3 protein-coding genes are annotated in these 16115 nt (G+C 49.9%); all 3 read left to right on the forward strand.

What is annotated here, in order from left to right; all coding sequences use genetic code 11:
- The first annotated feature begins 128 nt into the window (after positions 1 to 128).
- The 3 genes from ACO6VG_RS01780 to ACO6VG_RS01790 all read left to right on the forward strand — a co-directional run bounded on the left by ACO6VG_RS01780 (position 129) and on the right by ACO6VG_RS01790 (position 16113).
- Positions 129 to 713: an RING finger domain-containing protein gene (locus ACO6VG_RS01780; RefSeq protein ID WP_422135336.1), complete on the forward strand. Its 585-nt coding sequence runs from the start codon at positions 129 to 131 to the stop codon at positions 711 to 713.
- Between the two features lie 217 nt (positions 714 to 930).
- Positions 931 to 8424, forward strand: a complete 7494-nt coding sequence (locus tag ACO6VG_RS01785; protein ID WP_422472363.1) for an AAA family ATPase — start codon at positions 931 to 933, stop codon at positions 8422 to 8424.
- A 138-nt stretch (positions 8425 to 8562) separates the two neighbouring features.
- A complete protein-coding gene (locus ACO6VG_RS01790) occupies positions 8563 to 16113 on the forward strand; it encodes an AAA family ATPase (RefSeq protein WP_422472365.1) in 7551 nt (2516 codons plus the stop codon).
- The last annotated feature ends 2 nt before the right edge of the window (positions 16114 to 16115 follow it).

Here is a 16115-nt window from a genome sequence, read left to right on the forward strand (position 1 = left end):
TTTGAAAGTCCCATCATACTTGAATGGCATCGTAATAGCTTTTCACAGGGTGAGTTATAAAATTTGGGGAACTTCTTTGCCGGTTTTTTATCTCATTATTAACTATTAACAAGGGTGGAGTTTACTTTATGACAATAGGTGTTGTGGATGAGTGTCTAATCTGTTACAGATCTTTTGATGATAATGAAGCTCTTCGATGTAATGATAAAGTAGTTCTCCCGTGTCATGAAACTCATGTCTTTGGAAGAAAATGTATTGTCAGATGGTTTGAGCAATCCATGACCTGTCCTGTTTGCAGGTCTAAAATGCCGTTATCTTTTTCTGCTCCTTTTTTGCGTGATCGGGTAGTCAGAATCGTTACTAATACTATTGTCGGTGCTGCTGCCTCTGCTCTAACTGCGGCAACTCTTATTGGTTCCTATGGCATTATTAATGTTGGCCGTGGCTTGGCTGGGACTGATAATGTCATGACTGCTTTGGCTGCTGGTGTACATACAGCTATTGTATCTGGAGCTTTTTTTGGATTGGGAAATAGCCTGGCTGACTTAAGACCTCTCGCGTTCTTTGGTGGGGCTATTTGCTTTTACGGTGTGCCTATAGCTTTTGAAACTTATGGCTACATTGCTGCTTCTCATGTTGCTGGTTTTTTGGCTAGTTCATTCGTTGGCTTTGGTTGTCCTTTCATGAATATTGATGGTGAGTTTACGATTTGAACTGTATTCAGGCTCTGTGCCATGATCGTGGCCCATGCACCTGAAGTCTGACTCATTGGACAGCTGATAACCGTTAGCTCCTGATGAGTTTTTCGAGACCGTTGACTCCCCACAATGGCAACGGACCAATATCCAAATTGAACTTTCCCGGGCTCTGAAAGTCTCATTACAAAAGAGTTTCAATTCAGTCCTTCAGATGCTAATAGGGAGATTAACAGTGGATGGTCAGATGGTTGGAGAAATTAACAAACCCGTTCCGGCTGGTAGCATGCCTGATCGTGGCGCGCGTGATAGTAACCCGTCTTATACTGGCATGCCAGCCAAGAGGCCAAGGCTGGATTTAGATTTACCGCCAAAAGTTGAAGCTGTCTGCTCTGGTTTCGCTTACCAACTGAATCTATCGTCATCTCAGATTATGACACCTGACAGGGCGAGAGCCGTATCCTTAACGGATTCCCCGCTCCAAAATAACCCTCACGCCTTCGATTTCCGTTTTGTCGCCAGTGATGATGAGGTTCGACAGCTTTTGGCTGACCAGACCCGCGATAAAAATCGCGATGTCACGCTTATTTCCCAACCCGATGACCTTGCACAGGCTAACCTGGTGAGCCGGTTGACCATTGCCGACAATGGTCGCCACGCTTTGCGCCCAGGCAAGCTCTTTGAAGGTTCACTGCCATTGACCCTGGTGATAGATATCCGAAAACTCACCAGTGAGGATCTGCCAAAATTTAACGATCTGCTGGACCCGGATAACCCCTGTCTATACGACAAGGTCAGCCAGAAGAAACGCCCTCTGGGAGAGCATGTTTCTCTGCTGGTTCTGGCAGCCCCTGCACAGCTGGCAGCGGTAGGCCAGTGTGACGACGCGCCCGCAGCCGACGCACCGGGAGCTGATTTCTGGCGGCGAATTAACCGACCGGGCAATAGCTGGCAGTTCCAGGCTGAGACTGGCAACGACCCATCGATGGACATTGACGGGGCTCCCCCGCTATTGCCTGAATTCCCCAGTGCCGAAAATGCTATGGACGACGACACTACTGTTGTTATTGACTGCCACTTGCACAACAACTGGCGGCAGTTACTGCTGGGTGGTCCCGGTGTCGATCAACAGGGGCGAATCCAGCACATTCCTGGCAGGCTTGAACAGTTGACATCCGGACAACGGGTGATAGTGAAAGGCGCCGACTGGCAGAATCTGACCTTTGAACAGACCATACGACAGATGCTGACGCAACAGTGCTTTGAGAGCAATGGGGAAGTCTGTCCGTTACCCGACGATGTTCAGTTTTATCAGATGCCGGTGGGGAAGGACGAGCTTCATTCGCTGTTCCAAAGCCAGCCTAAAGAGCACGCCGCAGAAAACCCGATCATCATTAACCAGGGGAATATCACAGAATGGCTGAGCCCCATTGCCATTACGCCTGAAGGCTATGCAATCCCTAACACCTGCCTGTTGGAACAGATCAGGGCGGGGGGGGTCGTCACCGTAACGTCTCCACTTACTGAAGCTCTCTGGTTTCATTTGCTGGGTTCATTGCAAACCCTTCGCGAGACCACCGGTCTGGAGCCCCGACTCCAGGTGGCCCATTCAAGACGGCAGCCGAAAGCCCTGGGATTGGCAGAAAACGATGGGCGCTTTCTGTCCAACCCACATAAAAAAGTCACAGGTCACGCCACCTTTAATACCTTCACTTATCAGCAACATGCCCAGGCCAGTCATTGGATTAATCATCAGCCACAAACCCCTCTGGTCATTCAGGTTAACGAACAGACTGGCTTCAGCCAGCTATTTGATAATATCCATATTACCTCGGAACAAAAGGCGCATTTCGGACGACGTCTGAGTCAGTTGCAGGAGGCATTGATCGCTGGCAAACCGGTGGTATTTCGGGGGCTGGAAACTAATCCAGGTCTTCAGCAGCTCCTGGAACCCCTGGTTGTCGGGCAACCGCTGTTGGTCAATGGCCGGTTACAGGCCTTCCCGCACGCTCATGTCACAATGCTCTGGCCTGGGTCTGCGAAAACCCCATCTTCAGTATTCACTTCATTGGTTGCTGCGGGTAAGCCGTGCCCTGTAATCAACCTCTGGGACATCAATGCCCGCAGACATGAAATCCCTCGGAATGAACTACCAAAACGAGCACTCAATGAACTTTACGAGGCATTTAAAACCGTACCTGAAGACCTTTGTAACCCTCTGCCTGAAGTGACCGAAGGTTTGTTGAATAACCTGATACTGGCCGCCCGGCGGGCACAAAAGGTGGACCAGTCCCCACAAATCCTGCCCTGCCACTGGCGCAAGGCCATTGATAGCGTTATCACTCATGGCACCCGTCAGCATCGGCCCGTGCGGGATTTTATGAAAGTGGCTTGTTGGCACTTGTTACCGGATAAAACACCTGATGCTCACAGGAAGCCGGATCAAGCCGCCTCGGTAGACCTGGATCACTTGAATGGCATCCTCAATAGTGTCTCGCAGTTGGATAGAACGGTTGTAGAACACAACTTTTGGGCACTGGCCCGAGCCTTTGACCCGGCAGTATTTAATGGAGAATTACAACTGTCCTATGGAAGCCCATTTCCACTATGGGGTAACGAAGACCTTCTCAACAGGTTCTGTGCCATGATCGTGGCCCATGCAGCTGAAGAACAACGAGATGCTATAGCGTACCAGTTGAAAGTCGATCTGGCGGCAGCAGAGCCCTGGCAATCCTTAGCCATCAGACCAGCAAGACAGATTAAACGTTTGCAGGATGCACTGGCTTCTGGCTGGCAGTTAGCTTTGTCATCAGGGCAGACCCGAGCCGATGCCATCCACGGCCTCGCCAGCGATTGTTTTCATATTGCCAGAACAGCGAATTCTGAGGCAGAACGCATCGAACGCATAGAACATCGACTGTCTGAATCACTGAAATGGGCGGGTTCCGCTGATGAGCCCCTGTCAGCACTGGCCCGGGATCTTTATCACGGTGAGATGAATCAAAAGGATCGTGAAAGCCGTCGCTTATCCCGACTCCATGACCGGCTTGGCGACTCTCCCGTTATCTTTCTGCAGGGAGAAACCGGCACCGGAAAAAGTTACTTTTCTGCCAAAATAGCCAGGGCTTCAGGACAAGCTTCAGTCATTTCCATCGGACCTTCTGACAGCGAACAGACCCTGATGAAACGCTGGCAGTGGCAACAACACGCCGATGGCGACCGCTCTATGGCGCAACAAAACCGGACATTGATGGAATGGGCCAAGACCGAACCCGATAAAGACAGTGGCTATGTTGGAGGTAACTACATCACTCTGGTGCTGGATGAGGCTAACCTGGCCCAGGCCGGACTGCTGGCATCACTGAACGGCTTATGGGAACCGGAACCCTGCATCTATGTGAATGGTCATCCTGTCAAGGTCAGCGAAAAACACCGGGTGATTCTCACCGGCAACCCCGATCATTACTCCGGACGCCAAATGGACCCGGCCCTGAAAGAGAAATTGCCCGGGGCTTACTACCCTCGGTTAGACCGGGCATTCCTTCGAGACAGAGTGGTGGAACCGGCTCTCGTCAATCAGTTACAAAGGCATCTGTCAGGGCAACCAATAAACGACATTGTAAAAAGTGCTACCGAGAGTGTGATGACACTCTGGCAATATTATCCGGAACTCTTGCCAGACCATGAGTTTACCCCCAGGGATTTAACGGATATCTGCAGCTGGGTGGGCTGGTATCTGGATCGTGCGCTGCCCGAAGGTGACAATGTTACCCCTCAGCAAATAAACAGTTTGATCCAGCAAAGTTTTCGGGATGTACTGGGTCCCGAAATCACCGAGACTCATCAGGATGCACAGCTGGCACTGGAAATCTGGTTTGTTGCCCGTTACCACCCGGACAACACTCTGCGCGACAGAGTTCACAACTACACCCTGCCAGCTATTCAGCAGGCCTTCAGTACATTCAGCAAAGAAATCCGGCCTGAGTTTGATACCTCCGGATCGGCAGTCTGTGAACTGGTGCAGCAGCTTGGGCAGGATTTAAGCCGCAGTCAGCAGGCTTATCATCACAACAGAAAACACGGCGGTCGTCAGGCAACGCTGATTGAAGGCCCGGCTGGACGGGGTAAAGATGCCACGCTGAACCTGGTGATTGAAAGCGTCAGAAAGCAGGCTAAGCAACAGGGAGAGTCCATGCCGGAAGTTTTTCTCCTGAATGCCTGTGATTGTTCCTGGGACAAAGTGTGTGAAGCGATCCAGAAGGCAAAAGTCGATGGCGGTATCCTGGTCATTTCGGAAATGAATCTGATCGACAGCCAGCATCTGGAAGGTGAGTTAAACGATATTCTGGCCGGTGACGCTCATCCGGGTTTTCACCTTTTCGCCACCATCAACCCACCTGAATACAGCGGGCGAAAACCCTTATCACCGGCGCTGAAAGGTCGTTTCAGACATTTACCGATCCGCCAGTATAACCCAACCGAATTGCAGACCATTGCCGAAAAAGTGTTGCCACAGACCACGGAAGGGAAATTTGCGGCTGAAAAGCTGGCTCAGCTACATTGTCGATTGAGGGCTGACCTGAAACGGAAAAACCTGCCGTTACAGCCCACCAGCCTTGATTTACAGAATGTCGCAAAAGCTGTTACCAGAGGGCGCGATTTTTCTGAAGATAGCCTTCATCAATGCCTCAATCAGCACTACCGGCTTTATCTGATGGCCGCCAACCTGTCGCTGGAGGAACTGCCCGGGTTATCAACGCTTGCCATGGCTGAAGGGGCGCTGGCTCCTGATTTGTGCCACTGGCTCAACGAAACAGTACCTAAGATAGGACGCCCGTGGTTGATACGACTCAGTCATCGCAACAGTACGGATGAAAAAAACCATGAAATTTGTATTAACACTCAATTAAGCGAAGAGGCAGCCAAAACAGAAATCATCAGGAGGGTGGCCCAGGCCCGGTGGCAGGCATCCGGTCTTTCCCTGAAGCCAGACAAGTCAGACAATATGCTCACCCAGTCAATATACCGACGCTGGCAGCATTGCTGGTTTGCTCGTGAGTTTCACAAGACGGGCGTGGACGCCAACCAAGTATTTCATCTTTGGCAAGCACAGGAACAAATGCTGAAATTATCGGCTTACGAGCCTTGTCTCAAGGAAGCTGATCGGCAAATAGCGGCATGGAACGCCAATGCAGTTCAATGTTGGCCTGCGTTCTGGCACCGGTTGAAGGATACGCTGGACCATATTAACGAAGCCTTGGCTGTTGACGCTGATAACAAAGCCGGACAATACAATCCGGAAGTCATCGAGAAAGAGACAGAGGCATTAGACCGGAACACTGACGAAGACCATCAGGAAGTACAACACCATTACGATTATATAGTTTTTAATACCAGGAATGTTCCTTGCCACATGTATCGTTATTGGGCCAAAGATATTCATGTGACCGTCGAGGGTGATGTCAAACGAATCGATCTTAGTGATAACCGCACGCTGGGGGTCGAAATACTCAGGCCGACCCTGTTAAAGCAGAACCAGCCAGTGACAGTAGCCAAGGGTCAGACGATGGGGGCCCTCGACTTAAAACCGGGCAACAGTCATCATGCATTGCCCAGCATGACGCCAGACGACTATATTGTGGCACTGCGTCTGGAACCCGAGTTACCCTTTGCCCTGGTCAGGGACAAATATACCGGGCTTCACACACTCTCTATTCCTGAGGCCGAAGCCAAACAGAATATTAAAGTGGATTATGTCGTAGAACCCAGGAAAACGGAGCCCCGTGCAAAAGAATTAACATGGTTTGACACCCATTGTTCAGAAGGTATGAAAGCAGTACTGAACGAAGTGTTTAATAACATTGGCAAACAACCAGCCGAAATACGCTTTCCTTTGTGGAAAATAAAACACTCTGAAAACACCAGCCAACGAATTGAGGCGATCACGGATTATTGCCGACAGTTTTCCGGCCAGAGCAAACCAGAGCCCGGTAAAAATTTCTTTGAATTCCTCGTAACACAGCGGCAAGGTAGCTGTCGTCATCGTAGTTCTGTTTTTGTGGCTTTTTGTCGTTATTTTGGGATTCCATCCCGGCAAATCAGAAGCCTTTTACACAGCTTTGTTGAATATTGCCCGGATGGAGATCAGACCTGGAAGTCAGTGGATTTGGGTGGGTCATATCTTCCGTTCACAGTAATTGCCCCTGACTTCCAGGGGAATGACAGTCAGCCTATCTTGGAAGAAAACGTTTACAACATTGAGATCAGGGGACTCCTGAAGGATCTTTTTAAAGGGGCTGATTTAGCACAACAACAAGCTCTTGCTAAAGCCTGTGGTATAAGCCTTGAGGAGTTGAACAAAGCCGTTGAGACAGACAGTGCATTGCCAGAAGCCAATATAAGTCTTTTTGAAGCAGTACAGAAACTTTGGCAGGAAAAAGATTTGCCCGGTTTTTCCATGGGCGTGTCAACGTTAAAGGCCTCGGGGACGAGAGCCCTGAGACATTGTGAGAAGCGATTGATCGGAGTTATCTATGACCATGAGGGGAATGCCTGTAAACCGATGTCGGAAGCAGTAAGGGCAATATTGTCCAACGGTCATTCCGATCAGGCCATTGAACAACTCAGGTTATTGCACTCAAAAATGATTGTTCAGGGCGGAGCAAGCCCTCTTGATTGGTTGAGTTCTATAGTGGAAATAATCGAGAACAGTGACTTGGCCAACCCTTCGGTTATTCACTTTGTCCACGAAGCCCTGAAATCGGGTTGGCTGGAGCCACTGCCGACCTATAAGAGCCCTATTATGAAGGCCGATCATCATTATAAGCTATTGGTGCGTCTCGCAGGTGTCCACAAACTCAGGGCTGAAGCCACCCATCAGCTGAAAAAGTGGTATCAGACACTCTTGTCCAGGGAAAAAAATAGCCAGGTATGGCGGGTGGCTTATAGAGACCTTCAGGGAAGAAAAAGTGATGCCATGTTCGTCACTCATTGTCATGATGGGGTTTCGTCATCCCTTGAAAAAAATATGCTCAATCCATCTGTACAGATCGACTGGGTGCACGAACCTGAGGGTGTTCCGAATATAGAACGAATGCTGGTGCATCAGCCGGCATTTGTGAAGTTAAACTCGGGCAAGGCTGGCTATCGTCCGGTGATTACCATGGGGCAACCTTCCTGGGACAGCGAGGTGTTTAATGAAAAAGTTGAAGCCCTGTTGCAACGAAAAATTGAGAACAGCCCGGAATTGAAGGCGCTGTTGGAAGACATTAAACAATATAAGAAAAGACGTTTTGCTACCACAGGCAGTCACGAACCCATTTTAAAGTGCCTTGAGCTGTCATGGGATGACGAAAGCTTTTTGGGTACTTTAAAAAACCAATGCAGGCAGGCGATTCAGCAGGCGTTCAGTCATTACCTTTATGAAGTGACGCACTTAAAAGGCAGTCGTTTAACCTATTGTTGGGCTGACGCTTCCATCGCAGACTCCATGAATTCAGACTACTACGGCGCTCATGATCCATCTTCACCAGAAGAGCTGCATGCAATGATATGTAAAATTGAGAGCTCTTTCTGTTTTCAGCAGCCAGTGAAGGATGCCCGCCTGCTGCAGCAGGCACACAACGCCAGCAACGCACTGGTGCTCAAATCCGATGAGCTGACAACCATCGCCGAAGAGTTTTTGAACAGTGTGAATTTGAACTCGCTGTGTGAGTCATTGGATACGTGATAAACGTTTGGTTTCAAGACCGTTGACTTCCCACTATAGCAACGGGCCAGTACCCAAATTGAACTTTCCCGGCCTCTGAAGGTCTTATCATTAAAGGGATTCAATTCAGTCCTTCAGATGGTTGTAGGGAGATTGACTATGGATGGTCAGATTGGTGGAGAAATTAACAAACCTGTTCCGGCTAGTGGCTTGCCAGCCAAGAGGTCAGGGCAGGATTCAGATTTAATATCAAACGTCAAAGCTGTCTGCTCTGGTCTCAATTACCAACTGAATCTATCGTCATCTCAGATTATGACACCTGACAGGGCGAGAACCGTATCCTCAACGGACTCCCTGCTCCAAAAAAAACCTCATGCCTTCGATTTCCGTTTTGTCGCCAGTGATGATGAAGTTCGACAGCTTTTGGCTGACCAGACCCGCGATAAAAATCGCGATGTCACGCTTATTTCCCACCCCGATGACCTCTCACAGGCTAACCTGGTGAGCCGTCTGAGCATTGCCGACAATGGTCGTCACACTTTGCGCTCAGGCAAGCTCTTTGAAGGTTCACAGCCATTGACCCTGGTGATAGATATCCGAAAACTCACCAATGAGGATCTGCCAAAATTTAACGATCTGCTGGACCCGGATAACCCCTGTCTATACGACAAGGTCAGCCAGAAGAAACGCCCTCTGGGAGAGCATGTTTCTCTGCTGGTTCTGGCAGCCCCTGAACAATTGACATCGGTTGGCCAGCATGGCGGCGCGCCTGCGGCCAGCGCACCGGCAGCCGACGCTCCGGGCGCTGATTTCTGGCGGCGAATTAACCGACCGGGCAATACATGGCAGTTCGAGGCTGAGACTGGCAATGAACCATTGATGGACATTGACGGGGCTCCCCCGCTATTGCCTGAATTTCCCAGTGACGAAAATGCTATGGACGACGACACTATCCTGGTTATTGACTGCCACTTGCACAACAACTGGCGACAGTTACTGCTGGGTGGTCCCGGTGTCGATCAACAGGGGCGAATCCAGCACATCCCTGGCAGGCTTGAACGATTGACGTCGGGACAACGGGTGGTACTGAAAGGCGCCGACTGGCAGGACCTGACCTTTGAACAGACCATTCGACAGATGCTGGCGCAACAGTGCTTTGAGAGCAATGGGGAAGTCTGTCCGTTACCCGACGATGTTCAGTTTTATCAGATGCCGGCGGGGAAGGACGAGCTTCATTCGCTGTTCCAAAGCCAGTCTAAAGAGCACGCCGCAGAACACCCAATCATCATTAACCAGGGGAATATCACAGAATGGCTGAGCCCCATTGCCATTACGCCTGAAGGCTATGCAATCCCTAACACCTGCCTGTTGGAACAGATCAGGGCGGGGGGTGTCGTCACCGTAACGTCTCCACTCACTGAAGCCCTCTGGTTTCGTTTGCTGGGTTCATTGCAAACCCTTCGCGAGACCACCGGCCTGGAGCCCCGACTCCAGGTGGCTCATACAAGACAGCAGCCGAAAGCCCTGAGATTGGCAGAAGACGATGGGCGCTTTCTGTCCAGCCCACACAGTAAAGTCACTGGTCACGCCACCTTTAATACCTTCACTTATCAGCAACATGCCCAGGCCAGTCATTGGATTAATCATCAACCACAAACCCCTCTGGTCATTCAGGTTAACGAACAGACTGGCTTCAGCCAGCTATTTGATAACATCCATATCGCCTCGGAACAAAAGGCGCATTTCAGACGATCTCAGAGTGATTTGCAGGCGGCATTAACCGCTGGCAAGCCGGTGGTATTCAGAGGGCTGGAAAGTAATCCAAGGCTTCAGCAGCTTCTGGAACCCCTGGTTATTGGGCAACCTCTGTTGGTGAATGGTCAATTACAGGCCTACCCACAAGCCCATGTCACAATACTCTGGCCTGAGTCTGTGAAAAGCGCCTCTTCAGTATTTAATTCGATGGTTGCCACGGGTAGCCGGTGTCCCGAGATTGATCTCTGGGATATCAATACCCTCAGGCATAAAATCTCCCGGGCAGAGCTGCCAGAACAAGCACTTCACTCACTTTACGAAGCCTTTAAAACCGTACCCGGTGGCCTTTGTAATGCTCTGCCTGAAGTGACCGAAGGGTTGTTGAATAATCTGATACTGGCTGCCCGGAGGGCACAGCAGTTTGACCACTCCCCTCAGCTCCTGCCATGCCACTGGCGCAAGGCCATCAATAGCGTCATCACCCATGGCACCCGACAACATCCGTCCGTCCATGATTTTATGAAAGTGGCCTGTTTGCAGTTACTGCCGGATGAAGATCAAGCCGCCTCCGTAGACCGGGATCAGTTAGCTGCCATCATCAGTAGCACCCCTCGACTGGATAGAAACTTTGTCAAGCGAAACCTGTGGCAACTGGCCCGAGCCTTTGAGCCGACAGTATTTATAGGTACCGAATTAAAACTGTCCTATGAAAATCCATTTCCAGAGTGGGGTAAGAAAGAAGTTATGGACAGGCTCTGTGCCATGATCCTGGCCCACGCACCTGAAAAACAACGAGATGTTATAGCCTATCAGCTGGCAGTCGATCCGGCGGCAACAAAGCCCTGGCAATGCTTAGCCATCGAGCCAACAAGACAGATTAAACGTTTGCAAGATGCACTGGCTTCTGGCTGGCAGTTACCTTTGCACTCAGGGCAGACCCGATCCGATGCCATCCACGGTCTGGCCAGCGATTGTTTTCATAGGGCCAGAACAGCGAGTTCTGAGGCAGACGGCATTGAACGCATAGAAAATCGACTGTCAGAATCACTGAAATGGCAGGGTTCCGCTGATGAGCCCCTGTCTGCACTGGCCCGGGATCTTTATCATGGTGAGATAAGTCAGAAGGATCGTGAAAGTCGTCGCTTATCCCGACTCCATGACCGGCTTACGGACTCTCCCGTTATATTCCTTGAGGGGGAAACCGGAACCGGGAAAAGCTACTTTTCCGCCAAAATGGCAAAGGCTTCAGGACAGGCAACGGTGCTTTCCCTTGGACCTTCTGACAGCGAACAAACCCTGATGAAACGCTGGCAGTGGCAAAAGCACGCCGATGGCGACCGCTCTATGGTGCTGCAAAACCGGGCGCTGATGGAATGGGCCAATACCAAATCCGACAAAGACGGAGAATACATTACCCTGGTTCTGGATGAAGCCAACCTGGCCCAAACCGGATTACTTGCATCATTGAACGGCTTATGGGAACCGCAACCCTGCATCTATGTGAATGGTCATCCTGTCAAGGTCAGCGAAAAACACCGGGTAATTCTCACCGGCAACCCGGATCATTACGTCGGGCGCCAAATGGACCCGACCCTGAAAGAGAAACTGCCCAGAGCTTATTACCCACGTTTGGATGAGGCGTTCCTTCGGGACAGAGTGGTGGAACCAGCTCTACTCAATCAGTTACAACGGCATCAAATAAACGACATTGCACACAGTGCCAGCAAGAGTGTGATGGCACTGTGGCAATATTATCAGGAGCTTTTGCCCGAGCATGAGTTTACTCCCAGGGATTTAACGGATATCTGCAGCTGGGTGGGTTGGTATCTGGATCGTGCGTTATCCAAAGGCGACAGTGCCAGCTGTAAGCAAGTGAACAGTTTGATCCAGCAAAGCTTCCGGGATGTACTGGGTCCCGAAATCAGCGAGACTCAACAGGATGCCCTTTCGGCACTGGAAATCTGGTTTGCTGCCCGTTACGAACTGGACAACACCCTGCGAGACAGAGTTCATAACCACACCCTGCCAGATATTCTGCAGGACTTCAGAACATTGACCAAAGAAATCCGACCTGAGTTTGATACCTCCGGATCGGCAGTCATTGATCTGGCGCAAGGGCTGGGACAGGATTTAAGCCGCTGTCAGCAGGCTTATCATCACGACAGAAAACACGGCGGTCGTCAGGCAACACTGATTGAAGGCCCGGCCGGACGGGGTAAAGATGCCACGTTGAACCTGTTGATTGAAAGTGTCAGACAGCAGGCTCTACAACGGGGAGAGTCCATGCCGGAAGTCTTTCTCCTGAATGCCTGTGATTGTTCCTGGGACCAAGTGTGTGAAAAGATCCAGAAAGCAAAAGTCGATGGTGGCATCGTGGTGATTTCGGAAATGAATCTGATCGACAGCCAGCATCTGGAAGGCGAGTTAAACGATATTCTGGCCGGTGACGCCCATCCGGGCTTCCACCTGTTTGCCACCATTAACCCGCCTGAGTACAGCGGGCGAAAACCCTTATCACCGGCACTGAAAGGGCGTTTTCGACATTTGCCGATCCGGCAGTACAGCCCGACCGAATTGCAGGCCATTGCCGGGAAAGTCTTGCCAGAGAATGAGCAGGGAAAAATCACGGCTAAACGGCTGACTGAAAAACATTGTCGTTTAAGGGCCTGCCTGCAACGCAAAGACCTGCCATTACAGCCCACCAGTCGCGATTTACAGAATGTCGCCATGGCTGTCAAAAGAAGAGGCGATTTTAGCGAAAAAGCACTTCATCAATGCTTCAATCAGCACTACCGGCTTTACCTGATGGCCGCCAACCTGTCGCTGGAGGAACTGCCGGAGTCATCGACTCATGCCATGGGCAAAGGAGCGCTTGCTTCTGATCTGAGCCATTGGCTCTATCAAAAGGTACCGAACATTGATCGTCCGTGGTTGATACGACAGAGTGATCGCAACAGTATTGATGAAAAAGGCCACGAAATTCTTGTTGAGGCTGGTCTGGATAAAAAGCAAGCCAGGACTGAAATCATCAAGAGGGTGGCTCAGGCGAGGTGGCAGGCATCCGGTTTTTCACTGGCGCCGGATCAGTATAACGATATCCTCACCCGGGCACTGTACCGATACTGGCAGCATCGCTGGTTTCATCGTGAGTTCGGCCTGACGGGCGAGGACGCCAATTGCTTATTTCCCCTGACCAAAGAAGAGAAACAAACGCTGAAAATGTCGACCTCCCAGCCTTTTCTCCGGGAGGCTGATAAGTTGATTGGTGCATGGAAAGCCGACGCAGTTCAATGGTGGCCTGCCTTTTGGCATCAGATAAGTAACCTGCCGAACCATTGGCTTGACGATTACATGGATGAAAAGTTAGCGACTGACTCTGGTAATGCGCCTGAAAAACACTGTCTAAACGCTCCCTCGAAAAAAGATAAGGTACTGGACCGGAGAACAAACTATGAGTGCCTGAGATTGCCACTACTATACGATTTACCCGTTTTTAAAACGCAGAGACCCACTTCCCGTATGTATCGTTGGGAGGCAAAGGATATTTGTGTGACTGCCAGGGGCGATATCATACGGACCGATCTTAATGATCCACGCATTCAAGGTTTCGTAACCCTCATGCCGGACCGGTTACCAGGGCCTGACCAAGAAGTGATATTAACCAGCAACCAAACCCTGGCGTCCTTTAAGTGGACATCGAAGAAAGGTCAATTTGTGTTACCCAGCCTGACGCCTGACGACTATATCGTAGCCCTGCGTACAGAACCCGATTTGCCATTTAAACTGATCAGGCATCGGTATACCGGGCTTCACATACTGATTATTCCAGAAGCCAACACCGAACAGACTATTCAATTTACTTATGTCGTAGAGCCCAAAAAACCGGACGACAGTGTTTCGGCTGAAGAAGCCCGGCCAAAACAATCAATACGTTTTGACACCCACTGTTCAGAAGGTATTAAAACCGTGCTGGACGAACTGTTTTCGCCCGTAAAAGAGCACCCGGCCAAACTACAGATGAGTTTGCAGAAAATAAAAAACGCCAGACACACCCGGCAACGAATTGAGGCGATCACGGAGTATTGCCGACAGTTTTCGGGTAAGACTGAACCGAAGCCGGAAGAAAATTTCTTTAGATTCCTCGTCACTCAGCAGCAGGGTAGCTGCCGTCATCGCGCGCCTGTTTTTGTTGCTTTTTGTCGTTATTTCGGGATTCCCAGTCGGCAAATTCATAGCCTTACCCACGAGTTTCCCGAGTATTCACTGGATAGAGGTCAAACCTGGGAATCGGTGGATTTGGGCGGAGGGCCCGCACAGGTAAGAGAAATCAAATCTGAATTCCAGCCCACCAGGCAGCTCAGTAGTTCCGGCAGTGAGTCAAAGAGGTTTAAGGATCTTCTGAAAGGGGCTGATTCAGCGCAACAAGAAGCTCTGGCACAAGCCATTGACAAGAATCCTGAGAGACAGAACACAGCCCTTGAAAGAGGTAGTGCCTCATCAAATCCATTTAAAGTCACCTCCAAAATGGTGAGGGAACTTTGGAAGAGAAAAGATTTGACCGGATTTTCCATGGGCGTCTCAATTTTACTGGATATAAAAGCATTGAACAATTACGAGCTGGCATTGGTTGGTGCTGTGCATATAAAACACGGGGCGAGTACCTATAAACCCATGGTGGAGGCAGTAGCAAAAATATTGTCCGACAGTGATGAGGACCAGGTCACTGAACAACTCAAGTTACTCCATTCAAAAGTGATTGTTCAGGCCGGAGAGAGACCTCAGCAGTGGATGAGTTCCATGGTGGATATACTGAACGGCAGTGACTTAACCAGGCCTTCGGTTATTCAACTTGCCCTCGCAGCCCTGGAATCAGGTTGGCTGGATCCACTGCCGGAATACGACCACAAGATTAACGGGGTCCGTGAACAGCATGAGCTATTGTTACGCCTTGAAGGCGTTGATGAATTAAAAGTTAAAGCCACCCATTGCCTGAAAAATTTATACAAGCAGTTGTTTTCCAGAGAAAAAAACAGTCAGGAATGGCGGCTGAGCTATGAAGACTTCCAAACGAGAGAAGATGCCTGCCTGATGACCCATTGTCATGGTGGCTTTTCGCCATACCTGGAAGAGCTGATTGTCCGTAAAGCTTTACAAGACGCCTGGACGGACGAACCTGAAGGCATTCCGAATATAGAGCGGTTGCTGGTACACCATCCCGCGTTTGTGCGATTAAACTCTGGCAGGACGCTCCACCGACCGGTGGTTATCCTGGGGCAACCTCGCTGGTACAGCGAAGCAATGAGTGAAAAAACCGAAGCTCTGCTTCAACTAAAAGTTGAGAGCAGCCCGGAATTGAAGCGGTCGTTTGAAAAAGTCAAACAGTACAGGGAGATTGATAATGAATACGACAAAGCTCTGGCTGACCTGGATAATTGGTACAGTGATCATTCAAGCCATGAACAATCAATGCTTCCTGATCAGCAATGCCAGACTCGAAAAGAACAATATGAGAAACAAAAACTTGCTATCAAAAGTCATTACAAACCCCTTCTGGATTCCATTGGGCTGCAACACCGGGAAAAAGGGCTTGTACGTGATCTAAAAATCAAATGCAGGCAAGCGATTGGGCAGGCCTTCAGTCATTACCTGTATGGTTTGACGCACTCGAAAGGCGGTTCCTTGACCTATTGTTGGGCCGAAGCAATTGTCAGTGACCAGATACTTAGAATAAAATGGTATGGCACTCATGATCCATCCTCACCGGAAGAGCTGTATGCCATGATGCAATTAATTGAATCTTACGAATTTCCGTCATCTGCCAAGGATGCCTATTTAAAACAGGCACTCAACATCAGTAACGCTCTGATACTCAGGTCCGATGATCTGACCAAAATTAATGAAGAGTTTTTGAACAGCGTGAATTTGAATTCGATTTATGAGTCATTGGATAACTGATA

This window comes from Endozoicomonas sp. ALB032, assembly GCF_049310125.1.
In the GTDB taxonomy this organism is placed as follows: domain Bacteria; phylum Pseudomonadota; class Gammaproteobacteria; order Pseudomonadales; family Endozoicomonadaceae; genus Endozoicomonas_A.